This window comes from Streptomyces sp. NBC_00012 (assembly GCF_045040875.1).
Classification (GTDB): domain Bacteria; phylum Actinomycetota; class Actinomycetes; order Streptomycetales; family Streptomycetaceae; genus Streptomyces.
In genome coordinates, this window is sequence record NZ_CP108309.1 from 2,832,841 (window position 1) to 2,854,770 (window position 21,930).

General features: G+C 70.4%; 22 protein-coding genes. 10 read left to right on the forward strand and 12 right to left on the reverse strand.

Annotation, left to right across the window (positions count from 1 at the left end; all coding sequences use genetic code 11):
* Positions 1-68: 68 nt before the first annotated feature.
* The 3 genes from pta to pyk all read left to right on the forward strand — a co-directional run bounded on the left by pta (position 69) and on the right by pyk (position 4,975).
* Entirely contained in the window at positions 69-2,195 is a 2,127-nt protein-coding gene (pta, locus tag OHA19_RS12895; RefSeq protein WP_405716655.1) for a phosphate acetyltransferase, read from the forward strand.
* 4 nt (positions 2,196-2,199) lie between these two features.
* Positions 2,200-3,453 (forward strand): acetate kinase, encoded by a 1,254-nt coding sequence (locus OHA19_RS12900; protein ID WP_405716654.1) that lies wholly within the window; start codon positions 2,200-2,202, stop codon positions 3,451-3,453.
* Between the two features lie 91 nt (positions 3,454-3,544).
* Positions 3,545-4,975, forward strand: coding sequence for a pyruvate kinase (gene pyk / locus OHA19_RS12905; protein WP_405716653.1), 1,431 nt, complete (start codon positions 3,545-3,547; stop codon positions 4,973-4,975).
* Between the two features lie 157 nt (positions 4,976-5,132).
* On the opposite strand, the gene OHA19_RS12910 is transcribed toward pyk, so the two are convergent.
* From OHA19_RS12910 to OHA19_RS12925, 4 genes are all read right to left on the reverse strand, one after another.
* Positions 5,133-6,395, reverse strand: a complete 1,263-nt coding sequence (locus OHA19_RS12910) for a hypothetical protein (RefSeq protein WP_405716652.1) — start codon at positions 6,393-6,395, stop codon at positions 5,133-5,135.
* Positions 6,385-6,951, reverse strand: a complete 567-nt coding sequence (locus OHA19_RS12915) for a DUF6114 domain-containing protein (RefSeq protein ID WP_405716651.1) — start codon at positions 6,949-6,951, stop codon at positions 6,385-6,387. Before OHA19_RS12915 ends, OHA19_RS12910 begins: the two co-directional genes overlap by 11 nt.
* Positions 6,952-7,045: 94 nt before the next feature.
* Positions 7,046-7,687 (reverse strand): DUF6230 family protein, encoded by a 642-nt coding sequence (locus OHA19_RS12920; RefSeq protein ID WP_405716650.1) that lies wholly within the window; start codon positions 7,685-7,687, stop codon positions 7,046-7,048.
* A 601-nt stretch (positions 7,688-8,288) separates the two neighbouring features.
* Complete coding sequence (locus OHA19_RS12925; RefSeq protein ID WP_405750309.1) at positions 8,289-9,266, reverse strand: tetratricopeptide repeat protein; 978 nt, start codon at positions 9,264-9,266, stop codon at positions 8,289-8,291.
* A 316-nt stretch (positions 9,267-9,582) separates the two neighbouring features.
* On the opposite strand from OHA19_RS12925, the gene OHA19_RS12930 reads away from it, so the two are divergent.
* Entirely contained in the window at positions 9,583-10,212 is a 630-nt protein-coding gene (locus OHA19_RS12930; RefSeq protein WP_405716648.1) for a TetR/AcrR family transcriptional regulator, read from the forward strand.
* Between the two features lie 16 nt (positions 10,213-10,228).
* On the opposite strand, the gene OHA19_RS12935 is transcribed toward OHA19_RS12930, so the two are convergent.
* The 4 genes from OHA19_RS12935 to OHA19_RS12950 all read right to left on the reverse strand — a co-directional run bounded on the left by OHA19_RS12935 (position 10,229) and on the right by OHA19_RS12950 (position 14,301).
* On the reverse strand, positions 10,229-11,929 hold the full coding sequence (locus tag OHA19_RS12935) for a methylmalonyl-CoA mutase (RefSeq protein WP_259934717.1): 1,701 nt from the start codon (positions 11,927-11,929) through the stop codon (positions 10,229-10,231).
* Positions 11,930-12,034: 105 nt separating this feature from the next.
* Complete coding sequence (locus OHA19_RS12940; protein ID WP_405716647.1) at positions 12,035-12,367, reverse strand: DUF3817 domain-containing protein; 333 nt, start codon at positions 12,365-12,367, stop codon at positions 12,035-12,037.
* A gap of 85 nt (positions 12,368-12,452) precedes the next feature.
* Positions 12,453-12,962: a MarR family winged helix-turn-helix transcriptional regulator gene (locus OHA19_RS12945; RefSeq protein WP_405716646.1), complete on the reverse strand. Its 510-nt coding sequence runs from the start codon at positions 12,960-12,962 to the stop codon at positions 12,453-12,455.
* 10 nt (positions 12,963-12,972) lie between these two features.
* A complete protein-coding gene (locus OHA19_RS12950) occupies positions 12,973-14,301 on the reverse strand; it encodes an MFS transporter (protein ID WP_405750312.1) in 1,329 nt (442 codons plus the stop codon).
* 78 nt (positions 14,302-14,379) lie between these two features.
* On the opposite strand from OHA19_RS12950, the gene OHA19_RS12955 reads away from it, so the two are divergent.
* Positions 14,380-15,378, forward strand: a complete 999-nt coding sequence (locus tag OHA19_RS12955) for a DUF5937 family protein (RefSeq protein WP_405716644.1) — start codon at positions 14,380-14,382, stop codon at positions 15,376-15,378.
* Between the two features lie 50 nt (positions 15,379-15,428).
* Here OHA19_RS12955 and OHA19_RS12960 read toward each other — a convergent pair whose 3' ends face one another.
* On the reverse strand, positions 15,429-15,722 hold the full coding sequence (locus tag OHA19_RS12960) for an MTH1187 family thiamine-binding protein (protein WP_030971479.1): 294 nt from the start codon (positions 15,720-15,722) through the stop codon (positions 15,429-15,431).
* Positions 15,719-16,069, reverse strand: coding sequence for a DUF3817 domain-containing protein (locus OHA19_RS12965; protein WP_356930738.1), 351 nt, complete (start codon positions 16,067-16,069; stop codon positions 15,719-15,721). Before OHA19_RS12965 ends, OHA19_RS12960 begins: the two co-directional genes overlap by 4 nt.
* Before the next feature lie 246 nt (positions 16,070-16,315).
* Here OHA19_RS12965 and OHA19_RS12970 point away from each other — a divergent pair, with 246 nt between their 5' ends.
* The 4 genes from OHA19_RS12970 to OHA19_RS12985 all read left to right on the forward strand — a co-directional run bounded on the left by OHA19_RS12970 (position 16,316) and on the right by OHA19_RS12985 (position 18,961).
* Positions 16,316-16,948 (forward strand): AIM24 family protein, encoded by a 633-nt coding sequence (locus OHA19_RS12970; protein WP_405721875.1) that lies wholly within the window; start codon positions 16,316-16,318, stop codon positions 16,946-16,948.
* Positions 16,948-17,598, forward strand: coding sequence for an AIM24 family protein (locus OHA19_RS12975; protein ID WP_405716643.1), 651 nt, complete (start codon positions 16,948-16,950; stop codon positions 17,596-17,598). The genes OHA19_RS12970 and OHA19_RS12975 overlap by 1 nt, the downstream gene beginning before the upstream one ends.
* Entirely contained in the window at positions 17,595-18,359 is a 765-nt protein-coding gene (locus tag OHA19_RS12980; protein WP_405716642.1) for an AIM24 family protein, read from the forward strand. Before OHA19_RS12975 ends, OHA19_RS12980 begins: the two co-directional genes overlap by 4 nt.
* 125 nt (positions 18,360-18,484) lie before the next feature.
* Positions 18,485-18,961, forward strand: coding sequence for a MarR family winged helix-turn-helix transcriptional regulator (locus OHA19_RS12985; RefSeq protein ID WP_405716641.1), 477 nt, complete (start codon positions 18,485-18,487; stop codon positions 18,959-18,961).
* Positions 18,962-19,061: 100 nt separating this feature from the next.
* Here OHA19_RS12985 and OHA19_RS12990 read toward each other — a convergent pair whose 3' ends face one another.
* Entirely contained in the window at positions 19,062-20,528 is a 1,467-nt protein-coding gene (locus tag OHA19_RS12990; protein WP_405716640.1) for an ATP-binding protein, read from the reverse strand.
* Positions 20,525-21,187, reverse strand: a complete 663-nt coding sequence (locus tag OHA19_RS12995) for a response regulator transcription factor (RefSeq protein ID WP_405716639.1) — start codon at positions 21,185-21,187, stop codon at positions 20,525-20,527. The genes OHA19_RS12990 and OHA19_RS12995 overlap by 4 nt, the downstream gene beginning before the upstream one ends.
* A 119-nt stretch (positions 21,188-21,306) precedes the next feature.
* On the opposite strand from OHA19_RS12995, the gene OHA19_RS13000 reads away from it, so the two are divergent.
* Positions 21,307-21,924 (forward strand): PepSY domain-containing protein, encoded by a 618-nt coding sequence (locus tag OHA19_RS13000; protein ID WP_405716638.1) that lies wholly within the window; start codon positions 21,307-21,309, stop codon positions 21,922-21,924.
* The last annotated feature ends 6 nt before the right edge of the window (positions 21,925-21,930 follow it).

The window sequence follows — 21,930 nt, forward strand, 5'->3', positions numbered from 1 at the left end:
CTCGGTCCCCGCAGGTATCGTCAACATGGCAATACCATCCCAAACCGCAATTGGACGGGAGAACACGCGTGACGCGCAGCGTGTACGTGACCGGGATCGACCGGGGAGACGGCCGACAGGTCGTCGATCTGGGAGTCATGGAGCTCCTGACGCGTCAGGTGGACCGGGTCGGGGTGTTCCGGCCGCTCGTCCACGACGGACCCGATCGGCTCTTCGAGCTGCTGCGGGCCCGCTACCGGCTCCCCCAGGACCCCGATTCGGCCTACGGGCTGGACTACCACGAGGCGTCCGCGCTCCAGGCGGAACAGGGCACGGACGAGCTGGTCTCCCGGCTGGTCGACCGGTTTCACCAGGTGGCGCAGAAGTACGAGGTGGTGCTGGTGCTCGGCACCGACTTCGCCGCCACCCAGCTCCCCGACGAGCTGGCCCTCAACGCCCGGCTGGCCAATGAGTTCGGCGCCTCGGTGATCGCGGTGGTCGGCGGGAAGGGGCAGACCGCGGAGTCGGTGCGGGCCGAGACCCGCAATGCCTACCGCGCGTACGCCGGACTGGGCTGCGACGTGGTCGCGGTGATCGTGAACCGGGTGGCGGCCGAGGACCGCGACGCCATCGCGGAGCGGCTGGCGGCCACGCTGCCCGTCCCCTGTTCGGTCCTGCCCGACGACGCGGCGCTCTCCGCGCCGACCGTCGCCCAGATCACCGCGGCGCTCGGCGGCACGGTGCTGCTCGGCGACGACTCCGGGCTGGCGAGGGACGCGCTGGACTTCGTCTTCGGCGGCGCGATGCTGCCGAACATGCTGAACGCGCTGACGCCGGGCTGCCTGGTGGTCACGCCCGGGGACCGGGCGGACCTGGTGGTCGGCTCGCTGGCCGCGCACAGCGCCGGGACACCGCCCATCGCGGGGGTGCTGCTGACCCTGGACGAGCGTCCCGGCGAGGAGATACTCAGGCTGGCCGCGCGACTCGCACCGGGCACCCCGGTCGTGTCGGTGGCCGGCGGATCCTTCCCCACCGCGGCCCGGCTCTTCGCCCTGGAAGGCAAGCTGAACGCCGCGACGCCCCGCAAGGCGGAGACCGCGCTGGGCCTCTTCGAGCGTCATGTGGACACCGGCGCCCTGCTGGAGCGGATCTCGGTGGCCCGCAGCGGCCGCGTCACCCCGATGATGTTCGAGCACGAACTGCTGGAGCAGGCCCGCGCCGACCGGCGCCGGGTCGTGCTGCCGGAGGGCACCGAGGAGCGGGTGCTGCGCGCCGCCGATGTACTGATGCGCCGCGACGTCTGCGAGCTCACCCTGCTCGGCGACCCCGACATCATCCGCAAGAAGGCCGCCGACCTCGGCATCGACCTCGCCGGTACGCAGCTCATCGACCCGCAGACCTCCGAGCTGCGCCAGAGCTTCGCCGAGCGGTACGCCCAGCTGCGGGCCCACCGCGGGGTCACGGTGGAGCTGGCGTACGACGTCGTCGCGGACGTCAACTACTTCGGCACCCTGATGGTCCAGGAGGGGCTCGCGGACGGCATGGTCTCCGGGGCCGTGCACTCCACCGCGGCGACCATCCGTCCCGCCTTCGAGATCATCAAGACGAAGGCAGCCGAGCAAAGCTCGTCAGGCAGGGCGGTGGCGGGCGACGGGAGGGCGAAGCCGGACGCCTCGATCGTCTCCTCCGTCTTCTTCATGTGCCTCGCCGACAAGGTGCTGGTGTACGGCGACTGCGCGGTCAATCCGGACCCGGACGCGGAACAGCTCGCCGACATCGCGGTGCAGTCGGCGGCCACCGCCGCCCGGTTCGGCGTGGACCCGCGGATCGCGATGCTGTCGTACTCGACGGGGACCTCGGGATCGGGCGCCGATGTCGACAAGGTGCGTGCGGCGACGGACCGGGTCCGCGCCAGCAGGCCGGATCTGCTGATCGAGGGCCCGATCCAGTACGACGCCGCGGTGGAGCCGAGCGTCGCCGCGACGAAGCTGCCCGGCTCCGAGGTGGCGGGCCGGGCGACGGTGCTGATCTTCCCGGACCTGAACACCGGCAACAACACCTACAAGGCCGTGCAGCGCTCGGCGGGCGCGGTGGCCGTCGGACCGGTGCTCCAGGGACTGCGGAAGCCCGTCAACGACCTGTCCCGCGGCGCGCTCGTCCAGGACATCGTCAATACCGTGGCCATCACGGCGATCCAGGCGCAGGGCAAGGAGTGAACGGATGACCACCCCGACCACAGCGGGTTCCACCACGGCGGGCGCGTACCGCGTGCTGGTCCTCAACTCCGGCTCCTCGTCGGTGAAGTACCAGCTGCTGGACATGAGCGACCGCACCCGGCTCGCGGTGGGGCTGGTCGAGCGGATCGGCGAGGAGACCTCCCGTCTGGTGCACACCCCGCTGACCGGCGGCGGCGCCGAGCGGCGTGAGCGCACCGGCCCGGTCGCCGACCACGCGGCGGCGCTGAAGGCGGCGGCGGAGGAACTGGCGGCCGACGGGCTCGGGCTGGACTCCCCGCAGCTGGCGGCGATCGGTCACCGGGTGGTGCACGGCGGGCTGCGGTTCACCGAGCCGGTGGTGATCGACGACGAGGTGCTGCAGGAGGTCGAGCGCCTGGTCCCGGTGGCCCCGCTGCACAATCCGGCGAACATCACCGGCATCCGTACCGCTCGGGCCCTGCGGCCGGATCTGCCGCAGGTGGCGGTCTTCGACACGGCCTTCCACACGACGATGCCGGAGTACGCGGCGCGGTACGCGATCGACACCGGGACCGCCGACGAGCACCGCATCCGGCGCTACGGATTCCACGGCACGTCGCACGCGTACGTCTCCCGCAGGACGGCCGAGCTGCTGGGGCGCACCCCGGAGGAGGTCAATGTCATCGTGCTGCACCTGGGCAACGGCGCCTCGGCGTCGGCGGTGGCCGGGGGCCGGTGCGTGGAGACCTCGATGGGCCTGACCCCGCTGGAGGGGCTGGTGATGGGCACCCGCTCCGGGGACATCGATCCGGCCGTCACCTTCCATCTGATGCGGGTCGCGGGGATGTCGGCGGACGAGGTAGACGCACTGCTCAACAAGAAGAGCGGCCTGGTCGGCCTCTGTGGCGACAACGACATGCGGGAGATCCGGCGCCGGATCGACGAGGGCGACGAGCGCGCGGCACTGGCGTTCGACATCTACGTGCACCGGCTGAAGAAGTACATCGGCGCCTATTCGGCGGTCCTCGGCCGGGTGGATGCCGTGGTGTTCACGGCGGGGGTCGGGGAGAACTCGGCACCGGTGCGGGAGGCTGCCATCGCCGGTCTGGAGGAGCTCGGTCTGGCGGTGGACGCGGATCTGAACGCCGTACGGTCCGACGAGCCCCGGCTGATCTCACCGAACTACGCGCGAGTCGCGGTCGCCGTGGTGCCGACGGACGAGGAACTGGAGATCGCCGTACAGACCTTCGCGCTCGTCGGGCGGGCCCCGGCCGAGTAGGGCAGGCCCACAACTGAGCACCCCCGCGCCCCTTTGTACCTTCCACCAGACGGAATATTCCGTAGCGAAACAAACCGATAGGATCCGCCTCATGCGCCGTTCCAAAATCGTCTGCACACTCGGTCCCGCCGTCGACTCGCACGAGCAGCTCGTCGCTCTGATCGAGGCCGGCATGAGCGTGGCCCGTTTCAACTTCAGTCACGGCACCCATGGGGAGCACCAGGGTCGTTACGACCGGGTCCGCAAGGCCGCCGCCGAGACCGGCCGGGCGATCGGTGTGCTCGCCGACCTCCAGGGCCCGAAGATCCGCCTGGCGAAGTTCGCCGAGGGCCCCGTCGAGCTGGTCCGCGGGGACGAGTTCACCATCACCGCGGAGGACGTCCCCGGTGACAAGTCGATCTGCGGCACGACCTACAAGGGTCTGCCCGGCGACGTGGCCAAGGGCGACCCGATCCTGATCAACGACGGCAACGTCGAGCTGAAGGTCGTCGCGGTCGAGGGTCCCCGGGTGAAGACCATCGTCATCGAGGGCGGCGTCATCTCCGACCACAAGGGCATCAACCTGCCCGGCGCGGCGGTCAACGTCCCGGCCCTGTCCGAGAAGGACGTCGACGACCTGCGGTTCGCCCTGCGGATGGGCTGCGACCTCGTGGCGCTGTCGTTCGTGCGGGACGCCGACGACGTCAAGGACGTCCACAAGGTGATGGACGAGGAGGGCCGCCGCGTCCCCGTCATCGCCAAGGTCGAGAAGCCGCAGGCCGTCGAGCACATGGAGGGCGTCGTCATGGCGTTCGACGGTGTGATGGTCGCCCGTGGTGACCTGGCCGTCGAATACCCGCTGGAGAAGGTCCCGATGGTGCAGAAGCGCCTGGTGGAGCTCTGCCGCCGGAACGCCAAGCCGGTGATCGTCGCGACTCAGATGATGGAGTCGATGATCACCAACTCGCGGCCGACCCGCGCCGAGGCGTCCGACGTCGCCAACGCGATCCTGGACGGCGCGGACGCGGTCATGCTGTCGGCCGAGTCCAGTGTGGGCGCGTACCCGATCGAGACGGTCAAGACGATGTCGAAGATCGTCGTGGCCGCCGAGGAGGAGCTGCTCTCCAAGGGCCTGCAGCCGCTGGTGCCGGGCAAGAAGCCCCGCACCCAGGGTGGTTCGGTGGCCCGTGCGGCCTGCGAGATCGCGGACTTCCTGAACGGCAGGGCGCTGGTCGCCTTCACCAAGTCCGGTGACACGGCCCGCAGGCTCTCCCGCTACCGCGCGGCACAGCCCATCCTGGCCTTCACCACGGACGAGTCCACCCGCAACCAGCTCGCCCTGAGCTGGGGCGTCGAGGCCCACGTCGTGCCGCACGTGGACAACACGGACGCGATGGTCGACCTGGTCGACGGCGAGCTGCTGAAGCTGGGCCGCTACAACGAGGGCGACACCATGGTCATCACGGCCGGCTCGCCCCCCGGCATCCCGGGCACCACCAACATGGTCCGGGTGCACCACGTCGGCGGCGGCGGTCGCGACTGACGTACCCGTCACCCCGGGCAACGACCGTGGGCCGCACTCCTGAGGAGTGCGGCCCACGGCCCTGTGCGGCTCCCGGACGGGACTGTGCCGGCCACGGGGGCTCTCGTCCGGGTCGTGCCGGGCCCGCCGGGTCCGGCACGACCCGAAACGAAAGACCCTAGCTGTTGCCGCCGGTGAAGTAGTTGTGCAGCCCGGGCACCTTGAGCGAGCCGCCGAACTGGCCGGCCTGGGTCACCTTGACCTTGGTGAAGAAGGCGAAGGGCACATTCAGCGGAGGCGGTGTCTCCGGGCTGAACGTCACCGGGATGAGACCGAAGAGGTTGCCCTTCAGCTCCTCCGTGTACATCGTCACCGTGCCGTTGCGGATGGTGGACTTGGAGCCCTTCCGCGCCTCGACATGGGTCGTCGTACCGGCCGGACCGACGGTCTTCTGGTGAAGGTTGTCGATGTCGATGGAGCTGGCGGTGAACTTCAGCGCCTTCTTGACCGTGCCGTCGTACGTCTTCACCTCGACGATGCCCTTGTAGTCGAGCCCGTTGAGGGTGAGCATCGAGCTCTCCAGGATCCACGGGTCGCTCGGGAGCAGCGGGATGCCGGTCTCCAGATCGGCCGCGGCCAGCGCCTTCGGGTCGGCGGTCGGACACGGGAAGCGCTCCTTGGCGCCGTCCGGGATGTCCTCGTCCTTCTTGGCGTCGAGCCCCTTGACGTCCTCGTCGAGCTCCTCGACCGACTCGCCGGCCTTGCCGGCGGCCTCGCGGATGGCGGCGGCGGTCTTGTCGGCCGTCTCCTTCGCGGCGTCGGTGGCCTTCTCGGCGGGCTTCTTCCCGTCCTTCTCGGCAGTGTCGGTCGCCGAGGGCTTCGGGGAAGCGGTGCTCGCACTCGGGGACGGGCTCGCCGTCTCCTCGTCCGGTCCGTCGAAGAGGTCCCTGAGCGCGTCGCCGACGCCCAGCGGGTCGAGCGGGTTCCTCGTCTTCGTCGGGGTGGGCGAGGCGCTCGGCGTGGCGGCCGGTGCGTCGGCCTCGGCAGCCTTCGCCTCCGGCTGGGCCGAGTCGCTCGCGGACGGGGTCGTCGAGGGCTTCGGGGTCGCCGAACCGCCCTTGTCACCGGAGTCGGTGGCGGACGGCGACGGGGACGCCGACTTCGACGCGGACGGCGAGGGCTCCTCGCTCGGCTCGTCGGAGCGGGTCACACAGGGGCCGGGCGCGAAGGGGATGTCGGAGCTGTCGTCGGCCAGCGCGAGCTTGGGGGTGAGCCCCATGCCCACGAAGACGGCCGTCGGCATCGCGGCGAGCGCGAACGCCTTGCCCGCAGGTATGTGCAGCTTGGTCAGCAAGGACTTCCTGGGGGCCGCGTGGCGCGGTCCGCCTCTCGTCCCGGGCTCCTGCCCGGTCGAGTTCAGCTGCCTCTCGTCACCCCGCACGGTACCTCCCGCCGTCGACCTCAACTGTCGTGTCGTACTGCTCCGGCTGCTGCTGGGGCACCGCTGCCGTGCTGTGGAACTCGGATCCGGACTCCTGCGTACCGGGACCGGCCCCGGACTTCTCCCCCGCCGGGCCGGCCGGCACGGTATCCGGCTTCGGCTCGCCCGGGGCCCAGGAGACGGAGAGCGCCCCACCCAGCAGGGCGAACAGGAAGCCGACCAGGAAGCCGCCGATGTTGGCGACCGGTATCGAGATCAGCGCCAGCAGGATCGCGGCGACTCCGGCGAACACCCTCACGATGTGGTGGAACCACATGGTGAGACCCAGCGTGACGAGCAGGATCCCGATGATCAGGGAACCGGCACCGGCAGTGGTGGACATCGCCAGTGTGACGTTGCCGAGGTGCATGTTGGCGTATGGAAAATACGCGATGGGTAGACCACCCACCATGGTGAACAGGCCCGCCCAGAACGGCCGGTTACCCCGCCAGGTGCGGAATCTCCGCCAGAAGACGCGGAGGTAGTGCTCGTTCTGCCCTGTGGACTCGGGGCTCATGGAAAACAGCTCCCTGGAACCGGTACTGCTGTGAGAAGAGAAAAGGTGGGCGGCCGGAGTCCCCCAGGGAGCGCTCCGGCCACCCGGCGGGTGCTTAGTAGCACTCCTTGACGCCACTGTGCAGCCGCAGGCTCAGGTTGCTGAGCTTGAAGGTGCCGGCGGTGGTCGCCCATGCCGTCTGCTTCACATTGGTCAGCGTCGCCGTCTTGGCGCGCTGCGCGAAGCCGTTCGGGTTGACGGCCTTCTCGGTACCGGCCTGGATGCCGGGCTTGCCCATGTCTCCCGCGGCGACACCGATGTCGATGTTCTCGAAGTACGCGTCGGCGTCGAGCTCGGCGACATCGAGGTACAGGTTGGTCGCCTCGACCGGCTTCTCCGGGTTGGTACCCGCCTTCAGCTGCAGCGTGACGCTGCCCAGACCGAACGGAAGGTTCGGAGTGACCACCGACTGGCACATGTTGGTGATCGTGGCATCGCTGAAGCCGGACACGGCAACGGCGTGGGCCCCGTTCTTGCCCTCGGGGTCCATACCGGTGGCGACGGAGCCGTACTGCACGAAGTCATGGCCGACGAGCTTGTCCGCACGCACCTTGAAGCTCTGGCCGGACACGCTGAAGGACGCCGCGAGGGCACCCTGCGCGAGACCGACACCCACCGCCGCGGTCGCGACGACGCTCGGCACCATGACCAGAGCGAAACGCTTCCATCTGGTGCCGCCACGAACCTGGGAACTCATATTTTTTCCTCCTTCTCGGACGTACATCTCCGGTCCGGGCCTGGGCCCGTCCTGGGATGGGAGAAGTGCTACGTCCTCGGAAAGGAGAGCGCCTGCGGACGGAGGCATGAACCGCGTCCGAATCACCGGCGATCACCCCCGAGCGACAACCACTGGCCACGCATTCGCGCAACCTGTATCGGACAGGCCCTGCCGGACGACAGGAACCCCCCTGCCCGGAGCCCGCGCCATTGCCGCCGGCCCACTCGGTGGGGACCCAACGGGGCCGCCGCACCGACTGGCAGCCGGGCTGGCGTTATTGGACCGAGCGTGGCCGATCGTGGTGCATTCCCGCCCGTGGCACAAGGGGGTTCGTTACTCGCTAGTAACGGCCCGATAACCGATGCGCGACCGGCTGGTACCGCCCGGCCACACAGGGTGGTGTCGAAGTGAAGGACGAATAGGGGGATCGATGTGCCAATACGGACAGATCCCAGTGCTTGATTTACTGCGAGTAACAGGCCCTTGCTTTATCAAGATTTGGTAAAGCAGAGGCGTCTCTTATCGCCCGATCGCGAAAACGGCCGCGGTCCCCGGCGGGGCACCGCGGCCGCTTGTCACATCAGAACAAGACCCGCGCCAGCGCCGTACGCGCGGCGCCGACCCGCGGATCGTCGGGGCCGATCACCTCGAACAGCTCCAGCAGCCGCACCCGCGCGGCATCCCGGTCGTCGCCGAAGTTGCGGCGCACCGTCTCGACGAGCCGGCCGAAGGCGTCCTCGACATGACCGCCGACCAGATCCAGGTCGGCGGCCGCGAGCTGCGCCGGGACATCGGCCGGGTTCGCGGCGGCGTCCTCACGGACCCGCTGGGCGTCCATCTCCTTGACCCGGGAGAGGAGTTCGGCCTGGGCGAGGCCGAGCTTGGCCTCGGTGTTGGCCGGGTCGTCGGACAGGACGTTCCGGTACGCCTGGACGGCACCGGCGAAGTCGTCGGCGTCCAGGGCCTTCACGGCCGCTTCGAGCAGAGCGTCGTACGGACCCGCGGGCGCCTCGGCCGGAGCCTGGTCGGCGGTCCCGTCGGCGGCGTCCTGGTCGACCACGATCCCGGTGAGCCCGAACCGCTCCTCGCCGACCTGGATCAGCTGGTCCAGCGTCTGCCGGATCTGGGCCTCGGGGGCCGCGCCCTGGAAGAGCGGGAGGGCCTGCCCGGCGACGACGGCGAAGACCGCCGGGATGCCCTGGATGCCGAACTGCTGCATCAGCATCTGGTTGGCGTCGACATCGACCTTGGCCAGCACGAAGCGGCCGTTGTACTCATGGGCCAGGCGCTCGAGGAGTGGGCCCAGCTGCTTGCACGGTTCGCACCACTCGGCCCAGAAGTCGATGACGACCGGGACCTCGGCGGAACGCTGGAGGACCTCGTTCTCGAAGCCCGCCTCATCGACATCGATCACCAGGGCGGACGGCGGTACGGCGCCGCCACCACCCTGCCGGGCGACCTCGGCACGGGCCTGCTCCGCCTTCACCTTGGCCTCGCCGGCCGCCTTCACAGCGGCGAGGTCGACGACGCCGCTCATGGACATGTTCCTAGGCTGCATACGTACATCCTCCCCCCTTGGTGCGCCGATCCGGAAAGCGATACGTGAACCGCGCCCGTCCGCCGCCCCCGCCGGTATGCGAGACGCACGGACAGACACGGCCGAGGGCCCCTGAAAGACCCGTTTCGGCGCCGGGTCCCCACCCGGTGCCTGTGGTTGTCAATCGGTTGCGGCGTCACGACGGCATGGCCGTCGTCCTTACGCTACGACCCGTAGCGTAACTGCCGACCACCCCTCGCGCACAGGTGCTATCGGTGATCTGTCTCACGGCGATCGGGACCGGCCGGTTCTACTTACTGACCGGTATGGTCACGGCATGCTGAGCCGCAGCCACCCCAAACCCCTTCGAACGGGACGTCCGCGCAGCGCCGCGGCCGATGAAGCGATCCTCGAGGCGACCAGGGCCTCGCTGGTCGACCTCGGCTGGTCGAAGCTGACGATGAGCGATGTGGCGACGCGGGCCGGGGTGGCCAAGACGACCCTGTACCGGCGGTGGGCGGGAAAGAACGAGCTGGTCGTGGACGCCGTCGCGGTCCTCTTCGACGAGCTGGAACTGCCCGATCTGGGCAGCCTGTCGGCCGATGTGCAGGCGGTGGTACTGCAGTTCGCCGCGCTGCTGGAACGGCCGGAGACCCAGACGGCGCTGATGGCGGTGGTCGCGGAGTCGACGCGCGACGAGGCGCTGCGGACCCGGATCCGTGACTCGATCGTGGACCGGCAGAAGCGGCTGGTGCTCCAGGGCCGCCGACGGGCGCAGGAGCGCGGGGAGTTGCCCGTCGAGCAGGACGAGGACACGGCGGCGGCGACCGCCGATCTGATCTTCGATGTGATCGCCGGTGCGGTCGTGCACCGGGCCCTGGTGAGCGCCGAGCCCGTCGACGCGGACTGGGCCCGGCGCTTCACCGTGCTGCTGCTCGCGGGGCTGAAGGCCGCGGCCTCCGCGTAGCGCCCGCGCTCAGTACTCAGAAGCCGGGCGGCTCCGTGTAGCTGCCCCACTCGTCGCGCAGGACGCCGCAGATCTCGCCGAGCGTCGCCTCGGCCCGTACCGCGTCCAGCATCGGCGCGATCATGTTGGAGCCGTCGCGGGCGGCGGCCAGCATCGCGTCCAGCGCCGACTTGACCCGGGCGTCGTCACGGGCGTCCTTGCGGCCGCCGAGGACGCGGACCTGCTCGCGCTCGACCTCGTGGCTGACCCGCAGGATCTCCAGGTCGCCGGTGACCGAGCCGTGGTGGACGTTGACGCCGACGACCCGCTTGTCGCCCTTCTCCAGCGACTGCTGGTAGCGGAAGGCGGACTCGGCGATCTCGCCGGTGAACCAGCCGTCCTCGATGCCGCGCAGGATGCCGGAGGTGATCGGCCCGATGGGGTGCTGCCCGTCCGGGTGGGCCCGGGTGCCGCGCTCCTTGATCTGCTCGAAGATCTTCTCGGCGTCGGCCTCGATCCGGTCGGTGAGCTGCTCGACGTACCAGGAACCGCCCAGCGGGTCGGCCACGTTGGCGACGCCGGTCTCCTCCATCAGCACCTGCTGGGTGCGCAGGGCGATCTCGGCGGCCTGCTCGGAAGGGAGCGCGAGGGTCTCGTCGAGGGCGTTGGTGTGCAGCGAGTTGGTGCCGCCGAGGACCGCGGAGAGCGCCTCGACGGCCGTCCGGACCACGTTGTTGTACGGCTGCTGGGCGGTGAGCGAGACACCGGCGGTCTGGGTGTGGAAGCGGAGCCACTGCGCCTTGTCGGTCTTGGCGCCGTAGGTCTCCTTCATCCAGCGGGCCCAGATCCGGCGGGCCGCGCGGAACTTCGCGATCTCCTCGAAGAAGTCGAGGTGCGCGTCGAAGAAGAAGGAGAGACCGGGCGCGAAGGTGTCGACGTCCAGACCGCGGGAGAGGCCGAGCTCCACGTAGCCGAAGCCGTCCGCGAGGGTGTACGCGAGCTCCTGCGCGGCCGTCGCCCCGGCCTCGCGGATGTGGTAGCCGGAGACGGAGAGCGGCTTGTAGGCGGGGATGTCGCGGGCGCAGTGCTCCATCAGGTCGCCGATGAGACGCAGATGGGGCTCGGGCTGGAAGAGCCACTCCTTCTGCGCGATGTACTCCTTGAAGATGTCGGTCTGGAGCGTGCCGTTGAGCACACCCGGGTCGACGCCCTGGCGCTCGGCGGCGACCAGGTACATGCAGAAGACCGGGACGGCGGGGCCGCTGATCGTCATGGACGTCGTGACGTCGCCGAGCGGGATGTCCTTGAAGAGGACCTCCATGTCGGCGGCGGAGTCGATGGCCACGCCGCAGTGCCCGACCTCACCGAGCGAGCGGGGGTCGTCGGAGTCGCGGCCCATCAGCGTCGGCATGTCGAAGGCGACGCTGAGCCCGCCGCCGCCTGCGGCCAGGATCATCTTGTAGCGCTCGTTGGTCTGCTCGGCGTTGCCGAAGCCGGCGAACTGGCGGATGGTCCAGGTCCGGCCGCGGTAGCCGGTGGGGTAGAGCCCCCGGGTGAAGGGGTACTCGCCGGGCCAGCCGATCCGCTCGAATCCCTCGTACGTGTCCCCGGGGCGGGGGCCGTACGCGGGCTCCACGGGATCCCCGGAGAGTGTGGTGAAGTCCGCGTCACGCTTGCGGGCCTTGTCGTAACGGGCCTGCCAGCGGCGGCGGCCTTCCTCGATCGCGTCAGCGTCCATACCATCGAATTTACTAGGACGTCCTAGTAAATGTCGATGGCAAACCGCCCGGTGCTTCGCACGGGGCGGTTCGGGAGACGCGGACCGGACCGGGGTCCGGCCGGGTCAGGCCTTGGCGGTCGCGGGGGCGCCGTCGACGATCAGCGGCTCGACCTCGCGGACGACCTTGCGCTCGACGAAGAACGCGGCCGTCGGGATGGTGCCGGAGATCAGCACCCAGAGCAGCTTGCCCATCGGCCACTTCGCCTTGGAGCCGAGGTCGAAGGCGAAGATCAGGTAGATGATGTAGAGCACACCGTGGATCTGGGAGACGACGAGCGTCAGACTCTCACCCGTGTCGAAGCCGTACTTGAAGACCATGCAGGTGCAGAGCACCAGCAACATGACGGCGGTGACGTAGGCCATCACCCGGTACCGGGTCAGCACACTGCGTTTCATGGCATCGAGCGTAACCGGACGACCGGGGCGATCTTGCAGCGGGCCGGGCTCTCGAAACGCCGTTCTACGCCCCGTGCCGCTTCCGCTACGCCTCTTCGAAATCCTGCGCGGCGATCCGCAGCGGGCGCAGCATGGCGAAGATCTCCGCGCACTCCTCGGCGTCGTAGACACCGAGCCCGAACTCCATCGCGACCAGGTCCTCGGTGGCCGCCTCGACGACCTCGCGACCCTTCTCGGTGATGGAGGCGAGGGTGCCGCGGCCGTCGTTGGGATTGGGACGCTTGGCGACCAGGCCGGAGCGCACCAGCCGGTCCACGGTGTTGGTGACGGAGGTGGGGTGGACCATGAGCCGCTCGCCGATCTTGGACATCGGCAGCTCGCCGGCCTTGGAGAAGGTGAGCAGCACCAGTGCCTCGTACCGGGCGAAGGTCAGCCCGTACGGCTTGACGACCGCGTCGACCTCGGCGAGCAGGATCTGCTGGGCGCGCATGATCGAGGTGATCGCCCCCATCGAGGGCACGGGGCCCCAGCGCTGCTGCCACAGTTCGTCGGCGCGGGCGATGGGATCGAAGGGGAGACTGAGCGGCTTCGGCACGGCACCGACCTTACCCACTGGTCATATGCTGGTCAGCCCCGTCTCGAACTTCGGTCCGAATGCGACCGTTGGGCGCGGTTCTCCTGACTTCCAGGACGAGCAGCAGCACACAGAGGGCGCCGACCACCCCGGCTCCGGCGACCACCTGATGCACGGGGACGAATTCGGCCGCGAGCCCGGCGAGAGCCATGCCGACCCCCTGGAGCGTCATCAGTCCGGCGGTGAGCAGGGTCATGGCCCTCCCGCGCAGTGCCTCCGGGACGGCTTCGACGAACCACTGGTCGAGGCCGATGACGTACGCCCCGCCCGCCCCGGCGAGCACCAGCGCGAGCGCCAGCGCGACCGTGCCGGGGCACAGTCCGTACACCACCAGGGGCAGCAGTCCCGCGACGGCGGCCGGCAGCACGATCAGGGCGCGCAGCCGGGGGCTCAGCGCCGTGCCGACGTAGAGTTCGGCGACGATCTGGCCGACGGGCATCGCACACATCAGCAGTCCGAGCACGACGGGGCCGGCCCCGATCTCGTCCGCGTACGGGGCGGCCAGCGCCTCCGGTGCGACGACGAACAGCGGGGGCAGCCAGAAGAGCAGCATCAGGGCACGGATCCTGCGGTTTCCGAGCAGGCTGCGGGCCCCGGCGAGCGACTCCCGCAGCAGGGCGCCGCGGTCGTCCCCGCCGGATCTGGCGGGCCGGTCCCGGGTGCCGAAGCGGAGCAGGGCCGCCGAGCAGAGGAAGGTCACCGCGGTGATCGTGATCGCACCCCGCGGCGAGAACAGGGCGAGCAGCACCCCGCCCGCCCCGAAGCCGGCGAGCAGCGCGCTCTGCGAGACGATCCGCAGCAACGAGCGGCCGAGGATGTAGCGCTCGCCCTCGCCCAGGATGTCGGTGAGGGCGGCCATCCGCGTCCCGGTGAAGACCGGTGAGACGGCGGCGATCAGGCAGCGCAGGGCGAGCAGCCCGCCGACCGGGGTGCCCGGCAGCACCATCACTGTGACGCAGCCGGCACAGATCAGATCGCAGACGACGAGGACCCGGCGGGCGGGGTACCGGTCGGCGACCCCGGCGAAGAGGGTGCCTCCCACGAGGTACGGGAGGAGGCCGAGCGCGAAGGTGAGGGCGCTGAGCAGGGGCGAGCCGGTGAGTCCGTACACCAGGACGGTGAGGGCGAGCTCGCTGACGACGACGCCGAGGAGGGAGAGCAGGTGCGCGGCGAAGACCGCCCGGAACTCCCGTACGGCGAAGACGGCACGGTAGCCGCCGGATGTACCGGCGTCAGTCGTGCCGGGGGCTGTCGTGTCGGGGGCGGGAGGGACCGCTGGGTTTCCGGTGTCTGACGGCATGGTCGCAGCCTGGGGGGCCCGGCGGCGGCCCTCCGTAGACTTTCGGCCCACGCCGAAAGTTCCGGGGAAGGTCCGCGCGTGCCGTTCCATCTGCACCTCGACGAGGGCGATCTGCTGCGCTGCCGGTTCGCGCTGTCACCGCTCGGCGAGACCCAGGCGGCCGTGCGCGTCCTGGCCCAGCCCGAGCGGCATGGGTACCACCTGCCGTGGCTCCGGCTGATCCGCGACGCGGCCGACGGCCTCGAACTCGGGCCGCTGTGGCTGCTGATGGCACGGCACGGGCACAACCCCGACTTCTTCAGCCCGCCGCCGCCCGGTCCGGTCACCACCTTCGAGGAGGAGATCGCGGGGGTGCGGTCCGTCGATCCGGAGGTCGCCCGCCAGGACATCGCGCTGTCGCTGGCGAACCGGCCGGAGCTGCTGCGCTCCCCCACCGGGCAGGCGATGCTCGCCGATCCGGTCGGGACCGCCCGGGACCTGGCCGACCTGCTGGAACAGGCCTGGCGGGTGCTGATCGAGCCGCACTGGCCGCGGCTGCGCGCACTGCTGGAGGCGGACATCGCCTACCACTCGCGGCGGCTCGCCGCGGTCGGCTTCGAGCGGCTGCTGGGTGAGCTGAGCCCACAGCTGAGCTGGTCGGATTCGACGCTCACCATCGTCGGGACGCGCGGCAGGCACACCCGGGTGCTGGGCGGGCAGGGGCTGGTCCTGATCCCCAGTGTCTTCTGCTGGCCGGACGCGGTCAGCGGCTTCGAGCCGCCGTGGCAGCCCGCGATCGTCTACCCGGCGCGGGGCATCGGCGGGCTGTGGACGGAGCCCGCCGACCGCACCCCGCAGGCGCTCGCCCGGTTGCTGGGGCGCGGCCGGGCCGACGTCCTATGCGCGCTCGACGAACCGGCCGGCCCGAGCGCGCTCGCGCACCGCCTGGGCCTCGCGGTGTCCTCCGTGTCGGAGCACCTGTCGGTGCTGCGTGCGGCGGGACTGCTGACGTCGCGCCGGTACGGGCATCAGGTGCTGTACGAGCGGACTCCGCTCGGGATCGCCCTGGCGGCACCGGAGCACGGCGGACGGGAATGAGACGAGCCCCCGGCCGGGGGCTCGTCACAGGGGCACTGCGCGGCGGGGCGTCAGTCCGCGAGGTACCGCTCGACCGTCTCGACCTTGGAGGTCAGGCCGTCGGTGACGCCGGGGCGGATGTCGGCCTTCAGTACGAGGGAGACGCGGCCGGCGCGGGCCTCGACGGCGGCGACGGCCCGCTTGACTACGTCCATGACCTCGTCCCACTCACCCTCGATGGAGGTGAACATGGCGTCGGTGCGGTTGGGCAGTCCGGACTCGCGGACGACCCGGACGGCGTCGGCGACGTACTCACCGACGTCCTCACCCACACCCAGCGGGCTGACCGAGAACGCGACGATCACGCGCTGACCACGCCTTCGCGGCGGGCGCGGGCTGCGATGACGCCGTCGGCCTCGTAGCGCTTGAGCAGCTTGTCACCGTAGAGCCCGCCGAACGGCAGCACCGCGAGCAGGAAGAAGAGCGCGACCCGCTTCAGCGGCCACTTGGTCTTGGCCCAGACGTCGAGCAGCAGGACGGCGTAGATCACGAAGAGCACGCCGTGCAGGATGCCGAGCGGCATCATCAGAAAGTCGATGTCGGAGACCCGGCTGAGGACCGAGCCGAAGATGATCAGTGCCGGGAAGGAGAGCGCCTCGGGAATCGAGATGAGGCGCAGCCGGTGCAGGGCGGTAGCGGTCTTGATGTCCACGGGGGCACCTTCGGTGGGAGGACGGTGACAGCTTGTGAATACAGGCACAAGCTCGCCCCATTGTGGCATCGCCGCGGGCGGTGCTCGGCGCCGGGGCCCGATACCGGGGTCGTGCGCACCGGGTCATACGTCCCGGTTGCGTACGGGTCCGGTACCGGATGCGTATCAGGGGCCTTTCGGGGCGGGAGATACTCCTCCGGGCCCTGTCCGGGCCGGGGTGCCTGCCGTTAACGTCGCTCCGTGGCAATGTTCCGACTCCAAGGCAGCAGAACGCTCGCCGTCGACCTGGCCGGTGACGCCGTCAAGGCGAAGAACGGCTCGATGGTCGCCTACGACGGCCGGATGACGTTCAAGAAGATGACCGGCGGCGGTGACGGGCTGCGCGGCATGGTGACCCGGCGGCTGACCGGCGAGCAGATGTCCGTGATGGAGGTGACCGGCCAGGGCACCTGTTACTTCGCGGACCGCGCGAGCGAGATCAACCTCGTCACGCTGCACGGCGACAAGCTCTACGTCGAGGCGAGCAATCTGCTGTGCACCGACGCCGGGCTGCGCACCGGCACCACCTTCACCGGCCTGCGCGGCGGGGCGAGCGGCAACGGCCTGTTCACCACCACCGTCGAGGGCACCGGCCAGGTGGCGATCATGTCGGACGGCTCGGCGGTGGCGCTGCGGGTCTCGGCGCAGTACCCGCTGTTCGTCGACCCCGGCGCCTACATCGCCCACCAGGGCAAGCTCCAGCAGCACTTCCAGTCGGGAGTGAACTTCCGGACGCTGATCGGCGAGGGCTCCGGGGAGTCCTTCCAGATCCGGTTCGAGGGCGAGGGCGTCGTCTACGTCCAGCCGAGCGAGCGGAACACCATCGGGGGCGATGTCTGATGCCGTTCCGCGAGATCAACTCGAAGATGGTCGAGGCGACGGTGGTTCCCGGCCAGAAGATGTACAGCCAGCGGGGTGCGATGCTCGCCTACCGCGGCGAGGTGTCGTTCACGCCGAACATCCAGGGCGGCCAGGGCGGCGTGATGTCCATGATCGGCCGGCGGGTGGCGGGCGAGGCGACCCCGCTGATGACGGTCGAGGGCAATGGAACGGTGATGTTCGGCCACGGCGGCCATCACATCCAGGTGATCGATCTGGCCGGGGACACCCTCTATGTGGAGGCCGACCGGCTGCTCGCCTTCGACGGGACGCTCCAGCAGGGGACGATGTTCATGGGATCGCAGGGCGGTGTGATGGGCATGGTGCGCGGCCAGGTGACCGGGCAGGGCCTGTTCACCACCACGCTCCAGGGCCACGGCGCGGTCGCGGTGATGGCCCACGGCGGGGTGATCGAGCTGCCGATCACGCCCGGCCGCGATGTGCATGTGGACCCGCAGGCGTACGTCGCGCACCACGGCGACATACGGAACAAGCTCTCGACCGCGCTCGGCTGGCGCGACATGGTGGGGCGCGGCTCCGGCGAGGCGTTCCAGCTGGAGCTGAGCGGCAGTGGCGCGGTGTACGTACAGGCCTCGGAGGAGAAGCTGTGAGCACGCCCGTGGTCTTCGACCCGATGACGCTGCCGTCGGACGACAACGTCAACGCGTACACCTTCTGCGTGGAGCTCAAGGGGAGCCAGTGGTTCCTGCAGAAGGGCAAGATGATCGCCTACTACGGGCGGATCGAGTTCAACGGCATCGGTCACGGCCGCTTCGAGCGGCTGGTCCGTACGAGCTTCCACTCGCCGCTGCACGCGAGCGACTGGGTGGTGGCCGAGGGCAGCGGCAAGATGCTGCTCGCGGACCGGGCCTTCGACGTGAACTCCTACGACCTGGACGAGGGGAATCTGACGATCCGGTCGGGCAATCTTCTCGCCTACCAGCCCACCCTGGCACTCAAGCAGTCGATCGTGCCGGGATTTCTGACCCTGATCGGTACGGGGAAGTTCGTGGCCGCCTCCAACGGCCCGGTGGTCTTCATGGAGCCGCCGCTGCGGGTCGACCCGCAGGCCCTGGTGGGCTGGGCCGACTGCCCCTCGCCGTGCCACCACTACGACCACGGCTACATGACGGGCGTACTGGGCGGACTGCGGTCCCTCACGGGGATCGGGGGCACCTCGGGCGAGGAGCACCAGTTCGAGTTCGTCGGCGCGGGCACGGTGCTGCTCCAGTCGACGGAGATCCTGATGGCCGAACAGCCGACGGGTCCGGTGCCGGGGCAGCCCGGGGTTCCCCCGGCCGCGGGTCAACCTGGCGCCTCACCCCGTATGCCCGGCCAGCTCGGGGACCTCCAGCGTCGCTTCGGTTTGTGAACGGTAGTCTGCGGAGCGTGACGTCGAACGTCTGCGCCCCGTACCCGGACCCGTCTCCGGACCCGTGCGGACCGTCACACCCTCCCACTTCGTCCGGCTTTCAACTTCTTAGGTAGAATCCATATATGGAGACCGAGACGGCCACCCGCTGGCTGAACGACGCGGAGCAGTGCGCCTGGCGCACCCACCTGGACGTCAGCAGGCTGCTGATGCACCAACTGGAGAAGGATCTCCAGCCGTTCGGCCTGACCAACAACGATTACGAGATCCTGGTCAACCTCTCGGAGTCGGACGACCAGCGCATGCGGATGAGCGACCTCGCCGCCGCGACGCTGCAGTCCAAGAGCAGGCTCTCGCACCAGATCACCCGCATGGAGAACGCCGGCCTGGTCCGCAGGGAGAACTGCGAGTCCGACCGGCGCGGTCTGTACGCGGTCCTGACCGAGGACGGCGCGGAGACGATGCGCAAGGTGGCGCCGCACCACGTGGCGTCGGTCCGCAAGCACTTCATGGACCTGCTGACGCCGGAGTCGCTGGCGAACCTGCACGCGGCGCTGTCCCCGATCGCGGAGCATCTGCGGGGACGACGCGGCAAGGCGTGACCCACCGCCGGGCCGGCCGGCCCGGCACCGGGCCGGTCCGAGCCCGCACCGGCGGCCGGTCGGCGGGCTCCTGGCAGCCCGAGCCCCCACCGGCGGCCGGTCAGCGGGCTCCGGGCAGCCCGAGCTCGAACCTCGCCCCGCCCTCCGGCGCACCGTCCACCGTCAGCCGGCCCCCGTGCCGGACGGCGACGTCCCGGGCGATGGCCAGGCCGAGACCCGCGCCGCCGTCGTCCCGGGTGCGGGCGTCGTCGAGCCGTACGAAGCGTTCGAAGATCCGCTCGCGCTCGTCCGGTGGCACGCCCGCCCCGTCGTCGGTGACGGCGACGACCACGCCGCCCCGTTCCGCCGCCCGCACCGAGATCGTCACCGCGCTCCGCGCGTGACGCTCCGCGTTGTCCAGCAGATTGCCGATCACCCGCGCCAACTGCCCGCGTGATCCGGCCACTTCGAACGGCCCGGCGTCCGGCACGGACACCGTCACCGCGATCCGGTCGCCACCGCGCTGCGAGACCTCCTCACGGACCAGCGCACCCAGGTCCAGCACCGTACGGCCCGGCCGCTCCCCCGCGTCCAGCCTGGCCAGCAGCAGGAGATCGGCGGCCAGTGCCTGGAGCCGCACGGTGTCGGCGACCGCGCCCGGCACGTCCAGCAGCTCCGGATGGGCCGCCCCCACCTCCAGCTGGGTGCGCAGGGAGGCGATCGGGCTGCGCAGTTCGTGCGAGGCGTCCGCGACGAACCGCCGCTGCCGGTCGACGGAGGCCTCCAGGGCGGTGAGCGTCTCGTTGGTCGTAAGGGCCAGCCGGGCGACCTCGTCGCGCGAGCCGGGCTCCGGCACCCGCCGGCTCAGGTCCTCCGACGCGGTGATCGCGGCCATCTCGCGCCGGATGCCCTCGACCGGGCGCAGCGCCCGCCGGGTCACCAGCCAGGTCACTCCGGCGACGACGAGCAGCAGCACCGGCAGCCCGATCAGCATCGCGCCGCGCACCGTGCCCACGGCCTCCTGCTCGGCGGCCAGCGGGGCGCCCGCGTGGACGGTCAGCGTCACCCCGGCGGGGGTCGTGGCCCGCACGGACGCGAAACGGTAGTCGGCCGTCTCGCCGTCCACATTCGCGGTGCCGTTGGCGAAGTGCGGCTCGTCGGAGTCGACTTCGCCGCGGCCGGGGGCGGCGTGGGAGTCGTCGTCATCGCTTCCGTCGTCGTCGCCGCTTCCGTCGTCGTCGCCGCTCCCGCCGCCGGACGCTCCGGCTGCCCGGGACGGGACCGGCGTGACCCGGTCCGTGCCGGTGCCGGAGATCGCCCGCAGGTCCTTGGAGACGGCGACCACCCGCCCGTCCTCGTCGGTCACCTGGACCGGATGGTCCTCCTCGTCACGCATCTCCAGCCGGTCGTACGGCACGTCGAGGGCGAGCTGCCCGGCCACTTCCCGGGCCACCACCTCGGCCTGGAGCCCCGCCTGGTCGGTGAGGTTGGCGCGCAGGACGAGGAGCACGGAGAGCCCGGCGCCGATCAGCGCGAGGGCGACCACCACGGTGGCGCCGAGCGCGGCCCTGGCCCGTACCGACCTCACAGCGCCTCCAGCCGGTACCCGGCGCCGCGCACCGTGCGGATGGCGGCCGCGCCGAGCTTGCGGCGCAGCGTGCTCACATACACCTCGACGATGTTCGGGTCGCCGTCGTAGGCGAAGTCCCAGACATGTTCGAGGATGTCCGCCTTGCTCACCACCTGTCCGGACCGCAGCGCGAGCTGTTCCAGCACCGCGAACTCCTTGGTGGTGAGGGTGATCTCGGCCTCGCCGAGGTGGACGCGGCGGGCGGCGGTGTCCATGCGCAGGGCGCCGACGGTGACCACCGGCGAGCCGGAGCCGCCTCCCCGGCGCCGCAGCAGCGCCCGGATCCTGGCCACCAGCACGACGTACGAGAAGGGCTTGGTCAGGTAGTCGTCGGCCCCGGTGTCGAGGCCCTCCGCCTCGTCGTACTCCCCGTCCTTCGCCGTCAGCATCAGGATCGGCGTCTCGTGCCCGGCGGCGCGCAGGGCGGCGCAGACGCGGTAGCCGTTCATCCCCGGCAGCATGATGTCGAGGACGACGAGGTCGTACGCCCCCTCGGCGGCCCGGTGCAGCCCTTCGAGCCCGTCGTGCACGACGTCCACGGCGAAGCCCTCGGCGGTGAGCCCCGCGGCCAGGGCCGTCGCGAGCCGCTTCTCGTCCTCCACGATCAACAGGCGCATACGCACAGGGTCGCAAACCGAACCTGAAGACGGCTTCAGGTGGCTTCAGGCTGCGTTCAGCATCACCCCGGCACTGTGGTCCTCGTCGAAACCGGCCACCCGATCGGGGAGGAACCCACATGAAGCGCAAGATCGTCATCGCCGCAGTCACCGCGGCCGTGCTCGTCGGCGGCGGAGCCGCCACGGCGGTCGCCTTCGCGGACGACGACGGCCACGGCCGCGAGGTCAGGAGCAGCGTGGCGAGCGACGGCACCGCCCGGGTGGACGTGAAGGACGCGGCCGCGGCCGCCGTCAAGGCCGTCCCCGGCACGGTCACCGAGGCCGAGCTGGACGACGAGGACGGCGGGCTCGTCTGGGAGCTCGACGTGTACGGCTCCGACAAGGTCTGGCACGACGTGACGGTGGACGCGGGCAACGCCAAGGTGCTCGGCAAGCACACCTCCGACGATGACGACGACCACGGCGACGACCGCGACCGGCACGCGCCCCGGTCGGCCCCCGTGTCGCTGAACGAGGCGGTCGACGCCGCGCTGAAGGCGAACCCGGGGACGGTGACCTCGGTCGACCTGGACGACGACCACGACGGCCGGAGCGGCAAGGCGCTGCACTGGGAGGTCGACGTCCGGGGCAAGGACGGCAAGCGGCACGAGCTGAACGTGGACGCGAAGTCGGGCAAGGTGACGGTGGACCGGTCGGACGACGACCACGCCGACGACCGTGACGGGGACGACGACTAGGAGAGA